Source organism: Kluyvera sp. (assembly GCF_965301105.1).
In genome coordinates, this window is the sequence record NZ_CBDKZX010000071.1 from 1 (window position 1) to 20,298 (window position 20,298).

Consider the following 20,298-nt stretch of genomic DNA (forward strand, 5'->3'; position numbering starts at 1 on the left):
ATATTTAGCAGTGCTTAAGTGTTGCTATATATTTTAAATATCAGAGTGGCTAGTCTTAAATAACCTTCCTACGCTTAATTCTGAACGCTAACAATAATATATATCTACAGCGGACGGAAAATATCATGGGCATAATAACTTTGCGACAAGCTGATAGCTCGCATCGCGACCTGATCTCGTTATCCTCGATTCGTCAAAGAGCTGACCGGCTATTATTGGTGCTGGCCTGGGTGATGTGGGCCGTTTCGCTGGGCGTGGGCTGGATGAATGATAACCCCAGTCTGGCGCTGCTGGTGGCGACGATTCTGGCGGGGCTTGCCACCCTGATGACGCTGCTTTTTGCGGGCAAACTCATCACACGCTTAGTTTATGCGTTTATTCTAATGGCCTATTCCGCACTGCTGATTCAGCTTGGCGGCGGCGAGACTGAATATCATTTCTCGGTATTTGTTTTGCTGTCAGCGCTGCTCGCCTGGCGCGACTGGCGGCCATTGATTATGGGCGCAGGGGTGATTGCCGCTCACCACCTGGTATTTAATTATTTACAGGAATATGGGTTGTTTAATATCACCGTGTTTATGCACGCTGGTTTGCACATGGTGATTATGCACGCGGTGTATGTGGTGGCGCAAACGGTATTCCTGGTCTTCCTGGCGGTGCGGATGGAGCAGGACGCACGGTCGGCCAGCGAGGTCGCGAAGCTGGCGGCGGTCATTAACCGTGAGTCGGGCTACCTGACGCTGGAGCGTGACACCAAAACCAGCCGCTCACCCTTTGCGAAAACCTTTAGCCTGACGCTGGACGCCATGCGCAATACCCTGGAGCAGGTCAGCGGTAATGTGTCGCAACTGCTGGATGCCTCGCAGACGCTGCTGCAACGTAACACCGCGCTCTCCGAACGCACCGACAGCCAGGCGCGGTCGTTGGCGGTCACTGCCAGCGCCATGGAGCAGCTTGCCAGTGCGGCATCGTTAACCAGTGAGAAGGCTAGCGAAGCGCGCGAACTCGCCGGGCAGGCCAGCGCAGTGGCGCGGGAAGGGGGGGAGAATATCCGTTCAGCCATGGCGTCCATGTCGCACATTCGTGATGAGTCGCTGAAGATCGGCGGCATCCTTGAACTTATCGACGGCATTGCCTTCCAGACCAATATTCTGTCGCTCAATGCTTCCGTCGAAGCAGCGCGGGCCGGTGCTCATGGGAAAGGGTTTGCGGTGGTGGCAGCTGAAGTCCGTACCCTGGCGCTGCGCTGTGAAGGTGCGGCGCGGGACATTCGCCAGCTGGTGGCCGCTTCCGTCGAGAGCACTCATCAGGGTACAGAGCAGGTTGAAAGAGCGGGGAAAACCATGGCGGCAATCATCAATAACATCGACAGTCTACAGGCCTGTGTTGATGTGTTGTCATCGATGAGCGACCAGCAGCGCGCCAGCGTATTACAGATGAAAGGCAGTATTGCGCATATCGATGCCAGCGTGCAGGAGAACGTGCAACACGTGGCGCAAACTATACAGGTCGCGCATCAGCAACAGCAGCATACCGGTGAACTGAAGTCGGCTATTTCGGTGTTCCGGTTGGTGTAAGGTCACAAAAAATGAAAGGTGTATGACAAATAATTCAGTTATGTGACAACTTTCGCAGTTGCCAGAAAACATAATACCGGTACGAAAAATGACAATATAATTGCCCACCCCATCCTCCTACAGTGAAACCACTTCAATTCAGGAGGATATACGTGTGGCAAACGATACGAAGTTGTCTATTACCGAAAAGCTGGGATACGGCATGGGCGATGCCGCCTGCGGTATTGTCTACTCTTCGGTCACGATGTTTTTGACTTGGTTTTACACCGATATTTACGGTCTTTCCGCGGCGGCGGTAGGGGTGATGTTCCTGGTGACGCGCGTGCTGGATGCGATAACCGACCCGCTCACCGGTATCGTGGCCGACCGGGTAAAAACCCGCTGGGGCCACTTCCGCCCATGGCTGATCTGGTTTGCGATTCCCTACGCCGTGCTGGCGGTGATGACCTTCACCACGCCCGATTTTGGCGCTTCCGGTAAGCTGGTTTATGCCTACCTGACATACACCTTGCTGATGTTGTGTTACACCTTTATCAATATTCCCTACTGTGCGTTGGGTGGTGTGATCACCCGCGATGAGAAAGATCGCCTGTCGGCACAATCTTATCGTTTTACGATCTCTTCCGTGGCCGGTTTGATGGTCTCCGTCGCCACACTGTTTCTGGTCGACTACCTGGGTAAAGAAGATAAGCAGTTCGGCTTCCAGGCCACCATGGGCATTATGGGGGCCATCGCCATTGTGATGTTGGCCTTCTGCTTCTTCTCCACCAAAGAGCGCGTGGCGCCCGCGGTGGAGCAGCAGGGCAGCATTCGCGAAGATCTGCGCTCGCTGCTGGCAAACGATCAGTGGCGCATTGTGGCGATCATTACCTTCTTCTCCAGCATGGCTGGGGTGATGCGCAGCGCGGCAACGCTGTATTACGCCACTTATTTGATGATGGGCGGCGTTGAGTCTGCGGCCGGGACGGCGATGAAGTCGGCGTTTGTCTCGACTAGCGTGGTCGGTACCATTATCGGCAGCATCGCGGCGGGCTGGCTGGCGAAGCGTTACCGTGCGGTTTCGCTGTTTAAAAACATTAACCTGCTGCTGGTCGCAGTAGGTGTGGTGATGTTCTTCGTGCCGCCAACCTGGCTACCGGTCGTGTTCCCTTTGTACTTCCTTGTGGGATTCTTCCATCAGATGTATCAACCGTTTAAATGGAACATGATGGCGAACGCCGCCGACTATGGTGAGTGGAAGTTTGGCCGCCGTATTACTGGCCTGTCCTACTCCGGCAACCTGTTTGCGCTGAAAATGGGGATGGCGGTCGCTGGAGCGGTAGTCGGTTTCTCGCTGGGGCTGTTTGGCTATCAGGCAGGCGTCACCGAACAAACACCGATGGCGACGATGGGCATCGTTGGCCTGCTGACGCTGGGGCCATCGCTTTCGTATCTGGTGTTATGGTGGCTGTCGCGCTTCTATAAGCTGGATGACCGCGCCATGGCGACCATTCAACGCGACCTTTCCGCACGGCAACAGGCGGCGGTGCAAACTGAGCCGCAAGCCGTCAGCGGCGTATTACATAAAGCCTGAGGAAACGACGATGACATCACATGATTATCATAACCCGATCCTCTGCGCCGACTATTCGGATCCGGATATTGTTCGCGTCGGCGGCGACTTCTTTATGGTTTCGTCGAGCTTCAACCATATGCCCGCGCTGCCGATCCTGCATTCGACCGATCTGGTGAACTGGCAGATCATCAACCATGTTTTTCAGTCGTTACCCCTGGCGGGTTACGACCAGTACCAGCCGGGAAAAGGCGTATGGGCGCCGTCGATTCGTTGGCACGACAATCACCTGTGGGTCTTTTTCAGCACTCCGGATGAAGGTATTTTCATGTGTCGGACCGACGATCCGTGGGGCGAATGGAGTACGCCACACTGCGTGCAGCCCGCGAAAGGCTGGATCGACCCCTGTCCGTTCTGGGATGACAACGGTGACGCCTGGCTGGTCCACGCCTTTGCCCATAGCCGTAGCGGAATTAAACACCAGCTTCAACTGTTCGCCATGTCGCCGGACGGCACTTCGCTGCGCGGGGAAGGGCAGATTATTTACGATGGCAGCTGCGACCAGCCGACGCTGGAAGGGCCAAAAGTCTACAAGCGCGGCGGCTGGTACTACATTTTTGCCCCTGCGGGCAGCGTCGAAACCGGCTGGGAAACGGTGCTGCGCGCCCGCAGCATGAGCGGCCCCTGGGAGGCGAAAAACGTTCTGTTTCAGGGGAATACCCCGGTTAATGGTCCGCATCAGGGCGGCTGGGTTGAGCTGGATGACGGTGAATGCTGGTTTGTCCATTTCCAGGATGCGCATCTGTATGGACGCATCGTTCACCTCCAGCCAATGCGCTGGGAGCAGGACGGTTGGCCGCGTATCGGCGAGCCGCTGGGGGATGACGGCGCCGGGCAACCGGTGATGCACTGGCCGCGTCCGGCGAGCTTAGCGCCGGCGGTGCCATCACAGCCGCAAACCAGCGATGATTTTGCCTCAGGCGTGCCGGGTCTACAGTGGCAGTGGCAGGCTAATCCGGATCCCCAGTGGCTGCTGCCGGGCGATGGCCAGTTGAATCTCCGCTGCTGCGAACTCCCTTGCGGTGAAGAGAAACAATATTTCTATTGGCTGCCCAACCTGCTGCTGCAGAAATTTCCGGCCTGGCAGTTTAGCGCCGAAACCACGCTGACGCTGAACGCTGAAGCTAACGGCGATGCGGGTGGTCTGGTTATTTACGGTGAACGTTATGCCGCGCTGCTGCTGGAAAAACGTGACGGGCAGCATCGACTGCTGTGGCTGACCGGCTGGATGAGCGATGCGGGCGTGGTACGCGAACGCCGCGAGGTCATTGCGACGCTGGATAGCGCCACCTGCGCAATGCAGGTCGAGGTCTCTCACGGCGGCATCTGCCGCTTTGCCTGGCGTAGCGGTGAGGTGAACTGGCAGCGGGTGACTCAGCCTTTCGCCGCAGGCAAAGGGAAGTGGGTTGGGGCAAAAGTGGGACTGGTAGCAGTGTCGTTAGAAAGCCAGGCGCAGCGCGGAAGCTGCTCGTTTGATCACTTTGCCATCGACATTATCGGCTGATCCGGGCGTTTTTCGTCGTTCTTTTCAATTTTCAGGATGACGTTAGACGTGCGGTAATGACCATCGGCGAGGCCGCGGCTAATCTCAAGCGTTGCGGCCTCCCGATTCAGGACGTGCTGATAGCAGGATTCCGTATGCGCCAGGATTTTGTCGCGCAGATGGGGGTAACGCGCCATCACCTCACATAGCGCGGCGCCGAAGATCTCTTCTTTAATTTGATAACCATAGATTTCGCGGCGATGCTGCCACTTCATTTTCACCAGCGCTGCGGGAATGGGTTCGGAAAGGCTGGAAATGCGACGCCCCTCGGCGTTTTTTTCCTCGCGCAGCGTCTGCAAATTACGCTGAAGAATGGTCTCATCACTGAGTTGTGGGCTTAACGCTATATTAGTCGCGCTAACATCGACAAGTTTCATGCTCACTTATCCGTTAGATTATAAAACATTGGCGCGGTTCTTTCCTGGGTCATTAAATTAAGCCAGATTTTATTACCGTCCTCATTTATCTCCTGAGTTTTTAACTCCATAATTTGACTTAACTCCAGCGCGGAGATCTCCCCCTGAACCACCAGGTTATTTAGCATAAGTGCAAAAGCTTCAATTTTAGCGATGCGATATAATCTGTCTTTAATATGACGATCGCGTTCCTCAACCAATGGGTTACGCGATTGACCGCCGCCAATCAATATCTCGTCCTGCCATGTGGCGAGCGAGGCTTTCTCCTGCTCAGCCTGCTGGCCTGGCGGCGTATCCTTGTTTTCCGCATCTATAGCGGCGATGCAGAAACGGGCTGGGATAAGGGTTTCAGCTATCATATAGGCGTCGTCTGTCGAATGGCTGGAGAATGTTTTTTATTATAGTGAGGTTCGTTGACATTAACATGACGCACTTTTAAAATCAAAAAAAGTGGAGAAAACCATGAGCGGTATTATTTATTTTGTGATGGTGTTGCTGTTACTTACCGTCATTATTTTATTTTTTATGTATGGTCAAAATAACGCACCGTCTGATACCAATAATGAAACCGTTCCCGCTCCGGCCCCCGCGCCGCTGAACAAAGACGAAGGCGAAAATCATTTTGCCGGGCTCATGAGCCGGATTACCCCTTCCTGGTACTGGCGTATTAACCACGAGTATATCGATTTTGTTCAATCGACAATTAAGCGTATGTCGACAGAGCAGCTAAAAGAAAAAGCGGGCCTGTTTGAAGCGCAGGAACGTTGCCGGAATCTCAATGGCGCCGTCTATGAGTATTACGATGAGATTAAACGCCGCTGCCTGAAAGGCGAGCGGGTGACCGACGTCGACCCGGTGGTGCTCAGCCTGCAGCGGTGCTACGAGGAATTTGCTCAGGAGGCTTATCCCGAACTGGTGGCGTTGGTTTGGCCGGACTTCCAGCGACCCTTTATTCGTCCCCACGATGTGTAAGCCGAAGTGTTGATATGATGTTATGTGATTGCGATATACTAGGGCGAATTTGACTCGAAAACAGGACACTATGGAACGCTTTCTGGAAAATGCGATGTACGCATCGCGCTGGATCCTCGCCCCGGTTTATTTTGGCCTCTCGCTGGCGCTGCTGGCCTTAACCCTGAAGTTCTTTCAGGAGATCCTGCACGTGCTGCCGAATATCTTCAGCATGGCGGAAGCCGATTTAATCCTGACCCTGTTGTCGCTGGTGGATATGACGCTGGTCGGCGGCCTGCTGGTGATGGTGATGTTCTCCGGCTATGAAAACTTTGTCTCGCAGCTCGATATCAGTGAACACAAAGAGAAACTGAACTGGCTGGGCAAAATGGACGCCACCTCGCTGAAAAACAAAGTGGCGGCTTCGATTGTGGCTATCTCGTCTATTCACCTGTTACGGGTGTTTATGGATGCCAAAAACGTCCCGGATAACAAGCTGATGTGGTACGTGATTATTCACCTGACTTTTGTACTTTCAGCGTTTGTGATGGGTTACCTCGATAGTCTGACCCGCGCGAAAAAATAGCGATGTAGGCCGGATAAGGCAGCGCCGCCATCCGGCAATATGCGCCGGAGCCCCAGGAGCGCTGCACTGGTCTGGCCTACCCATTCACGTTTTCGGTACGGTCCTACTTATCCGACGACGCCTGCCACAGATTTAGCTGACCATCCGCCACATGCTTATCAATTTGCGTCAGCTCCTCGTGGGAGAAGTGCAGGTTTTCCAGCGCCTTCACGTTCTCTTCAATTTGCTCTGGTCGACTGGCGCCAATCAGCACCGACGTCACGCGGCTGTCTTTCAACAGCCAGCTCAAGGCCATTTGCGCCATTGATTGCCCTCGCTGTTGCGCCATATCGTTGAGTAAGCGCAGACTGCTCAGGTTGCTCTCACTCAGCATATTTTCCGTCAGACCGCGCGCCTTTTTGCCTTCCACCTGCATCCGCGAACCTTCCGGAATGCCGTTCAGGTATTTCCCGGTTAGCAGCCCTTGCGCCAGCGGGGTAAAGGCAATACAGCCCACACCGTTGCGCTCAAGCGTATCCAGCAGTCCGCTCTTGTCGACCCAGCGGTTGAGCAGATTATAAGAAGGCTGATGAATCAGCAGCGGAATTTTCCACTCGCGCAGCAGCTCAACCATCGCCTGGGTGCGTTCGGAAGAGTAGGACGAGATACCAACGTACAGCGCTTTACCGCTTTGCACCGCCTGAGCTAACGCGCTGGCGGTCTCTTCCATCGGAGTGCGTTCATCGACGCGGTGCGAATAAAAGATATCGACGTACTCCAGTCCCATACGCTGTAGGCTTTGGTCGAGACTGGCCAGCAGATACTTACGCGAGCCGCCGGAGCCGTATGGCCCTGGCCACATGTCATAACCCGCTTTGGTTGAGATGACGAGCTCATCGCGATAACCGGCAAAATCTTCCCGTAACAGGCGGCCAAAGTTCTCCTCGGCGCTGCCCGGCGGCGGGCCGTAGTTATTCGCCAGATCGAAGTGGGTAATGCCGCAGTCAAAGGCTTTGCGCAGCAGGGCGCGCTGGTCGTCTAGCGCGTGAATATGACCAAAACTGTGCCATAGGCCGAGGGACAGCGCAGGAAGCTGTAAACCGCTGCGGCCGCAGTAGCGATACTGCATCTGTTCATAACGGGCTGGGTTTGCTTGCCAGGCCATAACATCTCCTTCTCTTATTTTTGAAACGCTGTTTCCAGAATACTTGCTTTGCGTATGAATGCCCGTCGGCGCGATCACAGTGCCGGGAATTGGCTGAAGGCTTCCTCTTCAGGATTCGCGTTTAAATAGCGCTAGCCAGCGCTCAAATAATCGCTATATAATTTTATATATAACGATTGAGGGGACACAAATGGATAACCATTTTGGCAAAGGGCTGATGGCGGGGCTGCAGGCGTCTTATGCCGATAGCGCACAAAAGGTGATTGGTTTTTGCGCCGACTATAAACGCGGCTTTGTGCTGGGCTTTTCGCACCGAATGTTTGAGAGGACCGGCGACCGGCAGCTCAGCGCCTGGGAAGCGGGGATTCTGACGCGGCGCTACGGGCTGGATAAAGAAATGGTGATGGACTTCTTTAAAGAGCATGACTCCAGCACGACTGTTCGCTACTTTATGGCGGGATACCGGCTGGAAGGGCAATAAAACCGGGCGCCAGGCACCCGGTCAATCAAGCCATTACTGCTGACGCTTATCTTCCGTATTGGTGTCAAAATCGCTGGCGGCATGACGTTCGTGCAGCTGCTCATTCAACGGTCCATTGGTACGGTTGACAATACGGCCGCGCTTCACGCCCGGGCGGCTGGCGATATCCTGCGCCCAGCGCAGCACGTTCTTGTAGCTTCCCGCATCAAGGAATTCCGCCGCGCCGTAGACGTTGCCGAGCACAACGTTGCCATACCATGGCCAGATGGCGATATCAGCGATGGTGTACTCTTCCCCTGCCACGTAGCGCCCGCGCGCCAGCTGTTTGTCCAGCACGTCCAGTTGACGTTTGGCTTCCATGGTGAAGCGGTCAATCGCGTACTCAATCTTCACCGGCGCGTAGTTATAAAAGTGACCAAAACCGCCGCCGAGGAACGGGGCTGAGCCCTGCAACCAGAACAACCAGTTCAGCGTTTCGGTGCGCCCGGCCGGATCTTTGGGCAGGAAATGGCCAAATTTTTCCGCCAGATAGAGCAGGATGTTGCCAGACTCAAACACGCGGGTTGGCGGCGTGGTGGAGTGGTCGCTCAATGCCGGAATCTTCGAGTTTGGGTTCACTTCCACAAAGCCGCTGGAGAACTGATCGCCTTCGCCAATGCGAATAAGCCACGCGTCGTACTCCGCTTCCGTGACGCCTGCCGCCAGCAGTTCTTCGAGCATAATCGTGACTTTCTGGCCGTTTGGCGTGCCAAGGGAGTAAAGCTGGAGGGAATGCTGGCCCACCGGCAGCGCTTGTTCATGAGTGGCACCGGAAATCGGGCGGTTGATATTGGCAAATGCGCCGCCGTTGTTTTGCTTCCATTCCCAGACTTTGGGGGGCTGATAGGTGTTCTCTGACATAATCGCTCGCCTTATTTTGATGATGTGTTGAGGTAGTGAAGTTTAGCAGCTTCAGGCAAACACTCGGGCTGCCCACGCGCTGATGACGCCATTTTTCAGATGAATATTTTTCCCGATAAGGGGCCATCCTCGCATGCACGGGTGTATGATTAATCCACTTTTGTTGGATTAATTTCAACGTGCGAGCGAGAAAATCGCACGCGATGTTTGAGGAAGGTTCATGAGCAAGGGAAGTACCAATAGTGACGCCCCATTTGGCACGTTGTTGGGGTATGCGCCGGGCGGCGTAGCGATTTACTCTTCAAATTACAGCAGCTTAAAACCAGGTGATATGCCTGACGACGCTTCGTTTCGTAGCTACATCGATAACGAATATATGGGCCACAAGTGGCAGTGCGTCGAGTTTGCCCGCCGCTTTCTGTTCATCAACTACGGATTTGTCTTCACCGATGTGAGTATGGCCTACGAGATCTTCTCTCTGCGCTATCTGCGTCAGGTGGTGAACGACGCCATTCTCCCGCTGCAGGCTTTTGCTAATGGTTCCCGTCGCGCGCCGCTCGTCGGCTCTTTGCTTATCTGGCAGAAGGGCGGCGAGTTTAATGAAACCGGCCACGTGGCGGTGATTACCCAACTGCTGGGCAACAAGGTGCGTATCGCCGAGCAGAACGTGCTGCACTCGGCGTTGCCGGCGGGCCAGCAGTGGACCCGCGAGCTTACGTTAGAGGTGAAAGACGGCCACTACACGCTGCATGATACCTTCGATGACACCACCATTCTTGGCTGGATGATCCAGACTGACGATGCGCGTTACAGCCTGCCGCAGCCGGCGATTGCCGGTGATGCGCTGAAGCTGGGCGGAGCGCGTCTGGAGAATAACGGTCAGTTTGAGGGCAAATGGCTCGACGAAAAAGATTCACTCCAGCAGGCGTATATCGCCGCCAACGGTCATGTGATTAACGGCGATCCGTATCAGTATTTCACCATGACCGAGAGCGCAGAGCAGGAGCTGATTAAAGCGACCAACGAGATGCACCTGATGTATCTCCACGCCACCGACAAAGTGATGCGTGATGACAACCTGCTGGCGCTGTTTGATATTCCTAAAATCCTCTGGCCGCGTCTGCGCCTTTCGTGGCAGCGTCGTCGCCACGATATGATCACCGGGCGCATGGATTTCTGCATGGACGAGCGCGGCCTGAAGGTCTACGAGTACAACGCTGACTCCGCTTCCTGCCACACCGAAGGCGGCCTGATTCTCGAACAGTGGCTGAAAACCGGCTATCGCGGCAACGGCCACAACCCGGCGGAAGACCTGCTGGGCGAGCTGGTGGGCGCGTGGAAACACAGCCAGGCAAGGCCGTTCGTGCACATCATGCAGGACAACGATCTGGAAGAAAATTACCACGCCCAGTTTATGCAGCGAGCCCTTGAGCAGGCGGGCTTCGAGAGCAAAATTCTCTACGGCCTCGACGAGCTGCGCTGGGATGCTGCCGGTCAGCTGATTGATGGCGACGGTCGTCTGGTGAACTGCGTGTGGAAAACCTGGGCGTGGGAAACGGCGATTGAGCAGGTGCGCGAGGTGGATGAAGACGAATACGCCGCTGTGCCGATTCGTACCGGTCACCCGGATAACGAAGTGCGCCTGATTGACGTGCTGCTGCGCCCGGAAGTGATGGTCTTCGAGCCGCTGTGGACGGTGATTCCCGGCAACAAAGCCATTCTCCCGGTGCTGTGGTCGCTGTTCCCGAACCATCCGTATCTGCTGGATACCGACTTTGAGGTGAGCGAGCATCTGGCCAAAACCGGCTATGCCATCAAGCCGATTTCCGGGCGTTGCGGCAGCAATATCGATCTGGTCAGCGGCCACGATCAGCTACTGGATCAAACCAGCGGTAAATTTAATGACCGGAAAAATATTTACCAGCAGCTTTGGTGCTTGCCAAACGTGGCGGGAAAATATATTCAGGTATGTACCTTTACCGTCGGCGGTAACTACGGCGGCACCTGCCTGCGCGGCGATGCTTCTCTGGTGATTAAAAAAGAGAGCGATATCGAACCGCTGGTGGTGATTAAAGATAAAAAATAGTAGGCCGGATAAGGCAGAGCCGCCATCCGGCAATCTGTGTCGGGTTGCCTGATGGCGCTTCGCTAATCAGGCCTACGTAAAGAAAGTCTGCAGTAAACACAACAACAAGACAGAAAAGGAAAAGAATATGCACGATCGGCGACTCGCCGCGCGCGCGGGGGAACTCAAGCCCTCCGCCGTCCGCGAACTCCTCAAGCACAGTAAACTGCCCGGCGTGATTTCTCTCGGCGGCGGCATTCCGGCGCCGGAGCTTTTTGATACCGAAGGGCTGGAGCTGGCGGTGCAGAAGGTGATGAGCGAACGCTTTAACGATGCGTTCCAGTACGGGCTGACCGAAGGCTACCCGCCGCTGCGCCAGGCCGTGAGCGAACTGTGTCAGGCGCGCGGCGTGGCCTGTCAGGCAAGCCATGTTTATATCACCTCAGGCTCGCAGCAGTCGCTGGATATCGTTGCCCGCACGCTGCTCGATCCGGGCGATACCATTGTCGTTGAGCGCCCAACCTACCTCGCGGCGTTGCAGGTGTTTCAGCTGGCCCAGGCCAACATCCTGAGCGTCGATACCGACGACAACGGCATGCTGGTGGAACAGCTTGCCGAGCTGCTGACCACCACGCGTGTTAAAGCCGTTTATCTGGTGCCAACCTTCGGTAATCCTGGCGGTAAAACGTTGAGCGACGATCGTCGCCGCCGTCTGGTGGAGCTGGCGAAGCAGCATGACGTGGTGATTATTGAAGACGATCCCTACGGTGAAATCAGCTTTACCGATGAAGTGCAGCGTCCGCTGTATCAGCATGCGGTGGAATTAGGCTGTGAAGATCAGGTGGTCTATACCTCGACCTTCTCCAAAATTCTGGCGCCGGGCATGCGTATTGGCTGGATCGTGATGCCGGACTGGCTGGCGCAACAGACGGTGATCGTCAAGCAGGCCGCCGATCTGCACACCAATATGCTGTCGCAGGTGATTACCGCTGAATACCTGAGCTTGGGCCGTCTGGAAAACCAGATTGCGCTCATCCGTGAAGACTACCGTAAGAAGTGCGAGGCGCTGGCCGACGCGCTGGAAAGCCGTCTGGGCGAGCATCTTGAGTTCAGCCGTCCGAAAGGGGGGATGTTCCTGTGGGCGCGTTTCCGTTATCCGTTCGATACCATGAAGTGGCTGGAGAAAACGCTGGAAAATGGCGTGGTGTACGTGCCGGGTGAAGCGTTCTATAACGACAATCCGGATACCCGCACGCTGCGTTTATCCTACTCGACGGTGTCGCTGGAAGGTCTGCAAACCGCCGTTGAGCGTCTGGCGAAGTCGCTGTAATGCTTTTTCGTTCCGCGCCGCCTTCTGGCGCGGAACGTCCTCCACGGATTTATTCCGTTTCCGCAATTCTGTCGTCAAGCCAGATCAGCATCAGCGATGCTAAAAAGGCGACGGTGACGGTGCCAATAAATAACCACATCAGAACTACCTCAGCTTATTGTTCTTATTATTCTGCTGTTCACTACCGCTTTCGCTTGATTCATAGCTGACATCGCAGGGTCCGATTAAAAAAACAAAGGTGAAAAATAAGAGGTTGTTCGTATCAGATCAACCCTATTTTTCGTGTGGCGGTGACGCATGAGAGGGAATCGCTATGCTCCCTGAGGGAGCCGCAGACTAATCCGTACAGCGTAGAGCCGCTGTACCTCGTGAAGAGGAAATCTTTGCTGAAGAGAAATTGCTACCGTATTCGCCATTGAAATTGCGTACAGAATAAGCGGTAAAAATGAGTAATGGCGTTCCAGGTGTAAGCGACTATCAAGGGCCCGCAGGTGGATGGGGAGCGGTAAAAGCGGTTACCGCATCGGTATTTTCGCAAAAGGCAGTGGCGCGCGATGTCATTGCGATGTTCCGTATGAATCAGATAAAGGGCTTCGACTGTCCTGGCTGCGCGTGGCCGGACCCCAGCCATCGTTCGCCGATGGAGCTGTGTGAAAACGGCGTGAAAGCCGTCTCCTGGGAAACCACCAGCAAGAAAGCCTCCCCGGAATTCTTCCGCCAGCATACCGTGGCCGAGCTGTGGAAATACAGCGATTACGAGCTGGAGAACGTTGGCCGTCTGACGCATCCGATGAAGTACGACGCCGTCACCGATACCTGGCAGGCCGTCGAATGGCAGGTGGCATTTGCCGAAATCGGCGAACGCCTGCGCAGCTACGACTCCCCGGAACGTGTTGAGTTCTATACCTCCGGGCGTACCTCCAACGAAGCCGCGTTTCTTTACCAGCTATTTGCCCGCGAATACGGCAGCAACAACTTCCCGGACTGCTCCAACATGTGCCACGGGCCAACCAGCGCCGGGCTGACCAGCGCTATCGGGCTGGGGAAGGGCACCGTCGAACTGGATGATTTCGAGCACTGTGATTTGGTTATCTGCATCGGCCACAATCCGGGTACTAACCACCCACGGATGCTGACCACTCTGCGTGAAGTGGCGCAGCGCGGCGGGCGTATTATCTCTATCAATCCGTTGGCGGAGCGCGGTCTTGAACGTTTTAGCTTCCCGCAAAGCCCGACGGACATGCTGAAAGGCCATGCCACGACGCTCAGTAACGACTACTACCAGGTCAAAATGGGCGGCGACGCCTCGCTGCTGAAAGGCGTCATGAAGGCGCTGATTGAGATGGACGAAGCCAGAACCTTGCTTGGCCAGGAACCGTGCCTCGACCGCGCGTTCCTGGCTGAGCATACCCAGGGCTATCAGGCGCTGTATGACGATCTGCATCGCTGTCACTGGGCGGATCTGGAACAGGACTCTGGTTTGAGTCGTAGCCAGATGGAAGACCTGGCCTACCGTTACGACCGCTCAAAAGCCACCATCATCTGCTATGGTCTGGGGATTACCCAGCATAAAAACGGCACCGAAAACGTCCAGCAACTGGTGAACCTGCTGCTGTTGAAGGGCAATATCGGCAAACCGGGCGCCGGTATCTGCCCACTGCGCGGCCATTCCAACGTGCAGGGCGACCGTTCGGTCGGCATTAACGAGGCGGCGCCGGAAGCCTTTTTGTCGCGCCTGGAAGGGCACTTTGGCATTCGCGTACCTCGCAAGCATGGTCGCTCCAGCGTTGAGAGCATTCGCGCCATCGAGAGCGGTGACGCACAGGCTTTGATCTGCATGGGCGGCAATCTGGCGGTGGCGATGCCACAACCACAGCGCACCTTTGAAGCGATGAAAAAGCTGGATTTGCAGGTCCACGTGGCGACCAAACTCAATCGCTCGCATCTGTTGATGGCGAAACATAACTACCTGTTCCCGGCGCTGGGGCGCACCGAGCGTGATATACAGGCGAGCGGCATCCAGTCGGTCACCGTCGAAGATTCCATGTCGATGGTGCACGCCTCCTGCGGCGCGCTGAAACCGGCATCGCGTTGGTTGAAGTCGGAGCCGGCGATTGTCGCCGGGCTGGCGCGCGCGACGTTACCTGACTCGCCGGTGAACTGGGAAGCGATGACCGATAACTATGCGTTGATTCGTGAGGCCATCGGCAGCGTGATTCCGGCGTTCGCCAACTATAACGCGCGCATCGCCGAACCGGGCGGCTTCCGTATGGATACGCCCGCGTCGCGACGCGAATGGCACACGGAGAGCGGTAAAGCGAACTTTGTGGTTAGCCGCCAGCGCGCGGTGGATCGTCAGAATCAGCCGGATGATGCGCTGGTGCTGGCGACGTTACGTAGCCATGACCAGTACAACACCACGATATACGGCATGAACGATCGCTACCGCGGGATTACCGGCCGTCGCGATGTGGCATTTTTAAGCCAGACGGAAGCCGAGGCGCGGGGGCTGGCGGCAGGCGACGTCATTAACATTCAAGCGCTGGAGGACAACGGCGAGCCGAGCATCGATCGTGCGATGTATGGCTTGACGGTGGTGGTTTACAGCATGGCTGGCGGTTCGATTGGCGCCTATTTGCCGGAGGCGAACGTGCTGCTGTCACTTGATGCGGTGGATACCCAGAGCCTGACGCCTGCCTATAAGAGCGTGCCGGTCATCATTCGCAAAGCGTAGCGAGAGGGATAACGCGTCCACAACCCGGTTTAGCGGCCGGGTTGTGGCCTGGAACGATTGGGCTATCAGCGCTGTAATTCCGCCTGAGCCGCCGCCAGCTCTTCCTGGGCTTCATCCAGTTTCTGCTGTTTTTTAGCGACTTTATCCGAGCGCCCTGAGGCCTGGGCCTCTTTTAATTCCGCCTGGCGTTCGTTCACCTTCTCTTGTTTTTCGGCGACCTTCTGCTGACGTTCCTTTTGCAAAGAGGCATCGGTACAGTTGGCCTCAACCTCTTGCAGCGCGGTGGTCAGCCCGTTGACCCGATGCTGATTGTTGTGCGCGCGGGCATATTCAATCTGGCGGGTGATCTCTTGTTTTTTAGCGGCGCAGCCGGTTAATTCCGCGGCACTGACGCCAGTGCTGAAGCTGAAAAGGGCCGGTGCAATAACCAGAGTGCTCATTATTGTCTTTTTAATTAATAACATTTAACAGATATCCTGACGGTAATAAAAACAGAGCTTTAAGTTAAATCTTATACACTATCTGTTAATGAATGTTAAAAGGCAATGTTATTCGTGTGGATATTCAGCTAATTGATATTTATGGCGTGTTTCCGTTGTGCTGGCGTTTATTGATGGTGTGCAGCGCGGTGGACATGCTGTCCGGCGACACAAGGCTGTTAATGCGGAAGAAAAGAATATCAAAGGCGATCATCTGTAGGATTTGTGGCGTCACCATGCCAAGCTTCTCGTGCGCTTCGGTATAGCTATAGGGGATGACGTGTTTGGCAATTTGGCTGACTTTGTTTTTGCCATAGCGGGTGATGGCTATCGTGTGTGCCCCGCGTTCACGGGCCAGCTCCAGCGCTTCTACCACCTCCGCCGTTTCACCGCGCGCGGAGACCGCGAGCAGCACGTCGCCGGGCTGTAGTAAAGATGCCTGCACAATTTGCGTGTGGTAATCGTAGTTGAACTGCACGTTTAACCCACAGCGAATCAGCTTGTGGTTGATATCCAGCGCGATCAGCGCCGAGGTCCCGATGCCGACGAGGACGATTTTGCGGCTGTCGATCAGTAACCGCGCGCAGATGTCGATAGTTTGCGGGTCGAGCAGATCCAGCGACTGGTCAATTTTGCTGGCAAACAGGACGCGGGATTTCTCCACCATCTGCTCAGTAGAGTCGCTGGCTTCAATACCTTCGTAGATCTCCTCGCGTGCGCGCGCTTTTTGCGGATGGCTGGCCGCGGCGAGCCACAGCTTCAGCTCCGGAAAACCGCTACAGCCAAGCGCTTTGGCATAGCGGATGACGGAGGAATCGCTGATACCCAGTTCCTGCCCCATGCGGGTGGCGCTTAAATCGGAGATATCAAAATTCCGCTCAATCAGATACGTCGAGATACGTCGATCGCCGCCGTTTTTGGCGTGCGCCAGAGCCTGAATTTTGCTGATGATGGATTCCATTACGTACCTTTTTTCTCGTCATGGGGAAGGGCGCGTTGCGCCCTGTGCCTGATTATGACTATTCCTGCGGATCGGTAAAGCCCAGGATCATGGCGGCGACAAATCCAACCCCCCATGCGCTGACGACCGCCAGCAGGAACGGCAGAATCTGCCCGGCGCCGACTAACGGCAGCAGCGATAGTCCAGCAGTGCCAAACGGAATGATAATGCCTACCTTACAGGCGGCAATCACCGCACCGCCTGCCGCACCGCCGATGCAGCCTGCGATAAACGGTTTACCCAGCGGCAAGGAGACGCCGAACAGCAGCGGTTCACCGACGCCGATGATACCCACCGGCAGCGCGCCGGAAATGGTTTTCTTCAGGCGCGAATTCTTCGTCTTCAGGTAGACATAGGCCGCCGCGCCCACCTGACCCATCCCGCCCATCGCGAGGATCGGGAACAGATAGTTCAGGCCAAAAGTATCGAGGATCTGCGCGTGAATGGGAATAAGCCCCTGATGTAAACCGGTCAGCAGCAGGAACAGGAAGCCGCCGCCAAGCAGCGCGCCTACCACAACAGAACCTGCGGAATTGTTGAGCAGGGAGAGCGCCACCAGGTCGCCCAGCCACTGATTAACCGCGTGCGCCAGCGGTTGCAGAATCAGCAGCGCGGCCAGCGAGGAGACCAGAATCGTCACCATGGGCGTTAAAATCAGATCCAGGCTCTCTTTGCAGTAGCGGCGGAACCACAGCTCAAATTTCGCGGCAAAGACGCAGACCAGCAGCACGGCGAAAATCCCGCCGCCGCCCGGCGTTAATGCGCTGCCAAATAGCTTGATGTTGGCGAGATCCGGCGCGGCCAGCACGGCCGCCATCACCGCGCCAATGGCGGGAGACGCTTGCAGCTCTTTGGCCGTATTCATGCCGATCATCACCGCCAGCACCGTAAAGACCGCCTTCCCCATGACCGTCAGCAGGGCGAAGAGATCCTGATGGCTGGCGACAAACTCGGGGCCGATCAGGCGGCAGACGTTGACTAATCCAAGAATCAAACCGCAGCCGATCAGCGCCGGGATGGTAGGGACAAAAATGGCCGCCAGAATATTCAGGCAGCGGCGGATGGAGAAAGGTTTACGTTCTGCATCGTCGGCGGCGGCAGGGGCGATTCCCGCGCGATTCATGCGTTTAGTCAGGATCCCCGTCACCTTTGATGCCGTACCCGCGCCGACGATAATCTGAAACTGCTCTCCGGCGTCGACGGTGCCTTTAACGCCGTCCAGTTTGCGCAGCGCTTCGGCGTTAAACAGGCTGCGATCGCGCAGGACCACGCGTACGCGGGTCATGCAGTTGGTCAGCGTGGCGACGTTGCCGAAGCCGCCAATATGGTGTTCGATGGCGTCAGCGATAAGCTCCAGATGTTCTATTTTATTGGCCATGAGTGGCTCCTGATAATAGCTGATCTTTTAGGGCGACAAAGGGTTGCGCGGCCATCGCAAGCGCCGCATCGGGAGAGAGGCCCAGCAGGTTGCTCAGCACCGCCGCGCGCACGTTGTAGTTCACCTGTTGGAGCTGCATTTGCGCCGTGGCGTTATCCACTTCGCAGATCTGCGCCACCATGTGCTCGGCGCGGCGCAACAGCTTTTCGTTCGAGGCTTTTACGTCAATCATCAGGTTGCCGTGCACGCGTCCCAGTTGAATCATGGTGGCGGTACTGATCATCCCCAGCAGCATCTTCTGCGCGGAGCCGCTTTTCATCCGCGTGGAACCGGCCAGCGCTTCGGCACCGACGTCCGGCGCTACCGCCACGTCCGCTTTTTCTGAGATAAGGCCAGGGCCGCGGGTGGTGAGCGCGATGGTCTTTGCGCCAGTCTGGCGCGCAAAGTCGAGCGCCGACATCACGAACGGCGTGCGTCCGCTGGCGGCGATACCCAGCACCACATCCCGTTGACTCAGACCACGAGCGCGGAGTTCGGCAACCGCGGCGGCACCGTCATCTTCTACGTTCTCTACGGCGCGCAGCATGGCGTCCAGCCCGCCGGCAATGACTGATTGAACCAGGTTTGGGTCGGTGCCAAAGGTCGGTGGGCACTCGGCGGAGTCCAGCACGCCAAGCCGTCCGCTGGTGCCTGCGCCAACATAAAACAGCCGACCACCGCTTTTCATCTGCCCGACAATCAGACGCACGGCCTCTTCCACCTGCGGAAGAACGCCGCGAATGGCGAGCGGAACGCGGGCGTCGTGCTCGTTGAGCAACGCCAGTATGTCCGGAAGCGGCAGGTCTGCCAGGTAGCGGGTATCGACATTCTGTTCTTGCGCAATGGTGAAAGCGAGCGGGTTCATGCATTACCTCTGTTGATATTCGACATTTTAAATATAAATAAATGTCGGAATTCGACAATAAGCAACATGCAGAAATGTGATGCCGGGCGAAGAACGGTGCATGCACGATAATGAGATTCATTATCAAAAATGCTTTACAGCTCGATTTTTAAGTTGTATTTTAAATGCATGTTTTAGAGCCGGAGGTTAATATGAGCCATCACAGAATCCCTAAAAACTGGACTATCAAACGTTCAACCCCATTCTTCACAAAAGACAATGTCCCGGCCGCGCTGCTGAGCCATCACAATACCGCCGCCGGCATCTTTGGCCAGCTGTGTGTGATGGAAGGTACGGTGACCTACTACGGTTTCGCTGATGAGCAGGCCACGGAACCTGAAGTGAGGGTGGTTATCAATGCCGGTAGCTTCGCGACCAGCCCGCCGCAGTACTGGCACCGTATCGAAATGACCGACGACGCTCAGTTCAATATTAATTTCTGGGCCGAGCCGACATTCTCCGGTGAAGAAGTCTACAGCGCGAAAAAATCATAATCATGACGCACCTCCATCAATGAGTGGAGGTGCCAGGTCCAATGGCTGGAAAATGTTATGTTCAAATTCTTCCGACAATCGTTGATGTATGTCGATTATGGTGAGCAGGAGCTTTGCGGCGAGCAGGCCCTGTTGCACGTTGCGGAATACCAGCATTATCTTTCATCCAGCGCTTCTTTGTGCCCGGATCTGAGCCAGGAAAAGAGGGCTGACTCCACCTATTCACCGGGGTTGTATCATGGTAAGGCGCAGCGTTCCTGAGCACGGTCTGCGCCTGGCGTTGTTTGTTATGTTCCCGTCTTAAATCTCCCGCCTCAACCCCATTAAAACGTCAAATTGATTCTATACTCACTATCGGGTAGCGATTTAGCGCATTTATTCCCTCTGATGAGTTAGGTTTAGCGGTGTGTAATGGGGTGAGATCAATAAATTTATTTTTGTTTAAATGGTGTAAATTGATTTAGATCAATTTATATGATTGTGAAAAATAAGTTAAATTGCGCATTCAGATATGCTCTTTACATAAAATTACAATTGGTTCGAGATACATATCAATACGAACAATTTCTAATTAATTGAAAAATCCTAAAATTAAATTATCTATTTGCTTGATCTTCTTATTTTTCTTTTATCATTGATCGATCAGGGCGAACTTTATCCTTTTT

General features: G+C 55.3%; 19 protein-coding genes. 11 read left to right on the forward strand and 8 right to left on the reverse strand.

Annotated features, from left to right (window positions below):
* Nucleotides 1-125 precede the first annotated feature (125 nt).
* The 3 genes from ACW14G_RS18250 to ACW14G_RS18260 all read left to right on the forward strand — a co-directional run bounded on the left by ACW14G_RS18250 (nucleotide 126) and on the right by ACW14G_RS18260 (nucleotide 4,693).
* On the forward strand, nucleotides 126-1,577 hold the full coding sequence (locus tag ACW14G_RS18250) for a methyl-accepting chemotaxis protein (RefSeq protein WP_249022735.1): 1,452 nt from the start codon (nucleotides 126-128) through the stop codon (nucleotides 1,575-1,577).
* A gap of 154 nt (nucleotides 1,578-1,731) precedes the next feature.
* The gene (locus ACW14G_RS18255; RefSeq protein WP_249022736.1) at nucleotides 1,732-3,150 is read left to right on the forward strand and encodes a glycoside-pentoside-hexuronide (GPH):cation symporter; all 1,419 of its coding nucleotides are present in this window, start codon (nucleotides 1,732-1,734) and stop codon (nucleotides 3,148-3,150) included.
* Nucleotides 3,151-3,160: 10 nt separating this feature from the next.
* The gene (locus tag ACW14G_RS18260) at nucleotides 3,161-4,693 is read left to right on the forward strand and encodes a glycoside hydrolase family 43 protein (protein WP_249022737.1); all 1,533 of its coding nucleotides are present in this window, start codon (nucleotides 3,161-3,163) and stop codon (nucleotides 4,691-4,693) included.
* Here ACW14G_RS18260 and ACW14G_RS18265 read toward each other — a convergent pair.
* Nucleotides 4,666-5,109, reverse strand: a complete 444-nt coding sequence (locus ACW14G_RS18265) for a cytoplasmic protein (RefSeq protein ID WP_249022738.1) — start codon at nucleotides 5,107-5,109, stop codon at nucleotides 4,666-4,668. The genes ACW14G_RS18260 and ACW14G_RS18265 overlap by 28 nt on opposite strands.
* Before the next feature lie 2 nt (nucleotides 5,110-5,111).
* On the reverse strand, nucleotides 5,112-5,507 hold the full coding sequence (locus tag ACW14G_RS18270; protein ID WP_167575015.1) for a hypothetical protein: 396 nt from the start codon (nucleotides 5,505-5,507) through the stop codon (nucleotides 5,112-5,114).
* 103 nt (nucleotides 5,508-5,610) lie between these two features.
* Here ACW14G_RS18270 and ACW14G_RS18275 point away from each other — a divergent pair, with 103 nt between their 5' ends.
* A complete protein-coding gene (locus ACW14G_RS18275; RefSeq protein ID WP_223803846.1) occupies nucleotides 5,611-6,120 on the forward strand; it encodes an ESA_00282 family adhesion-associated protein in 510 nt (169 codons plus the stop codon).
* A 70-nt stretch (nucleotides 6,121-6,190) separates the two neighbouring features.
* On the forward strand, nucleotides 6,191-6,685 hold the full coding sequence (locus tag ACW14G_RS18280) for a TIGR00645 family protein (RefSeq protein ID WP_064542423.1): 495 nt from the start codon (nucleotides 6,191-6,193) through the stop codon (nucleotides 6,683-6,685).
* Nucleotides 6,686-6,788: 103 nt separating this feature from the next.
* On the opposite strand, the gene ACW14G_RS18285 is transcribed toward ACW14G_RS18280, so the two are convergent.
* Nucleotides 6,789-7,829 (reverse strand): aldo/keto reductase, encoded by a 1,041-nt coding sequence (locus ACW14G_RS18285; protein WP_249022739.1) that lies wholly within the window; start codon nucleotides 7,827-7,829, stop codon nucleotides 6,789-6,791.
* 190 nt (nucleotides 7,830-8,019) lie between these two features.
* On the opposite strand from ACW14G_RS18285, the gene ACW14G_RS18290 reads away from it, so the two are divergent.
* Nucleotides 8,020-8,310, forward strand: coding sequence for a DUF2623 family protein (locus tag ACW14G_RS18290; protein WP_163448695.1), 291 nt, complete (start codon nucleotides 8,020-8,022; stop codon nucleotides 8,308-8,310).
* 33 nt (nucleotides 8,311-8,343) lie between these two features.
* On the opposite strand, the gene yghU is transcribed toward ACW14G_RS18290, so the two are convergent.
* A complete protein-coding gene (yghU, locus tag ACW14G_RS18295) occupies nucleotides 8,344-9,210 on the reverse strand; it encodes a glutathione-dependent disulfide-bond oxidoreductase (RefSeq protein ID WP_163448694.1) in 867 nt (288 codons plus the stop codon).
* A gap of 220 nt (nucleotides 9,211-9,430) precedes the next feature.
* Between yghU and gss the strand changes: the two genes are divergently transcribed.
* The 3 genes from gss to ACW14G_RS18310 all read left to right on the forward strand — a co-directional run bounded on the left by gss (nucleotide 9,431) and on the right by ACW14G_RS18310 (nucleotide 15,339).
* Nucleotides 9,431-11,296, forward strand: a complete 1,866-nt coding sequence (gene gss, locus ACW14G_RS18300; RefSeq protein WP_249022740.1) for a bifunctional glutathionylspermidine amidase/synthase — start codon at nucleotides 9,431-9,433, stop codon at nucleotides 11,294-11,296.
* Nucleotides 11,297-11,423: 127 nt separating this feature from the next.
* Nucleotides 11,424-12,605, forward strand: coding sequence for an aminotransferase-like domain-containing protein (locus ACW14G_RS18305; protein ID WP_167575020.1), 1,182 nt, complete (start codon nucleotides 11,424-11,426; stop codon nucleotides 12,603-12,605).
* 445 nt (nucleotides 12,606-13,050) lie between these two features.
* Nucleotides 13,051-15,339: an FdhF/YdeP family oxidoreductase gene (locus ACW14G_RS18310; protein ID WP_249022741.1), complete on the forward strand. Its 2,289-nt coding sequence runs from the start codon at nucleotides 13,051-13,053 to the stop codon at nucleotides 15,337-15,339.
* Between the two features lie 65 nt (nucleotides 15,340-15,404).
* Here ACW14G_RS18310 and ACW14G_RS18315 read toward each other — a convergent pair whose 3' ends face one another.
* From ACW14G_RS18315 to murQ, 4 genes are all read right to left on the reverse strand, one after another.
* On the reverse strand, nucleotides 15,405-15,779 hold the full coding sequence (locus tag ACW14G_RS18315; protein WP_223882140.1) for a DUF1090 domain-containing protein: 375 nt from the start codon (nucleotides 15,777-15,779) through the stop codon (nucleotides 15,405-15,407).
* A 139-nt stretch (nucleotides 15,780-15,918) separates the two neighbouring features.
* Complete coding sequence (locus tag ACW14G_RS18320; RefSeq protein ID WP_163448689.1) at nucleotides 15,919-16,779, reverse strand: MurR/RpiR family transcriptional regulator; 861 nt, start codon at nucleotides 16,777-16,779, stop codon at nucleotides 15,919-15,921.
* 58 nt (nucleotides 16,780-16,837) lie between these two features.
* Nucleotides 16,838-18,196, reverse strand: coding sequence for a PTS transporter subunit EIIC (locus ACW14G_RS18325; RefSeq protein ID WP_249022742.1), 1,359 nt, complete (start codon nucleotides 18,194-18,196; stop codon nucleotides 16,838-16,840).
* The gene (gene murQ / locus ACW14G_RS18330; RefSeq protein WP_223803852.1) at nucleotides 18,186-19,100 is read right to left on the reverse strand and encodes an N-acetylmuramic acid 6-phosphate etherase; all 915 of its coding nucleotides are present in this window, start codon (nucleotides 19,098-19,100) and stop codon (nucleotides 18,186-18,188) included. The genes ACW14G_RS18325 and murQ overlap by 11 nt, the downstream gene beginning before the upstream one ends.
* 191 nt (nucleotides 19,101-19,291) lie before the next feature.
* On the opposite strand from murQ, the gene ACW14G_RS18335 reads away from it, so the two are divergent.
* Nucleotides 19,292-19,633, forward strand: coding sequence for a DUF1971 domain-containing protein (locus ACW14G_RS18335; protein ID WP_249022743.1), 342 nt, complete (start codon nucleotides 19,292-19,294; stop codon nucleotides 19,631-19,633).
* Nucleotides 19,634-19,690: 57 nt separating this feature from the next.
* Nucleotides 19,691-19,894: a hypothetical protein gene (locus tag ACW14G_RS18340; RefSeq protein ID WP_249022744.1), complete on the forward strand. Its 204-nt coding sequence runs from the start codon at nucleotides 19,691-19,693 to the stop codon at nucleotides 19,892-19,894.
* Nucleotides 19,895-20,298: the final 404 nt, after the last annotated feature.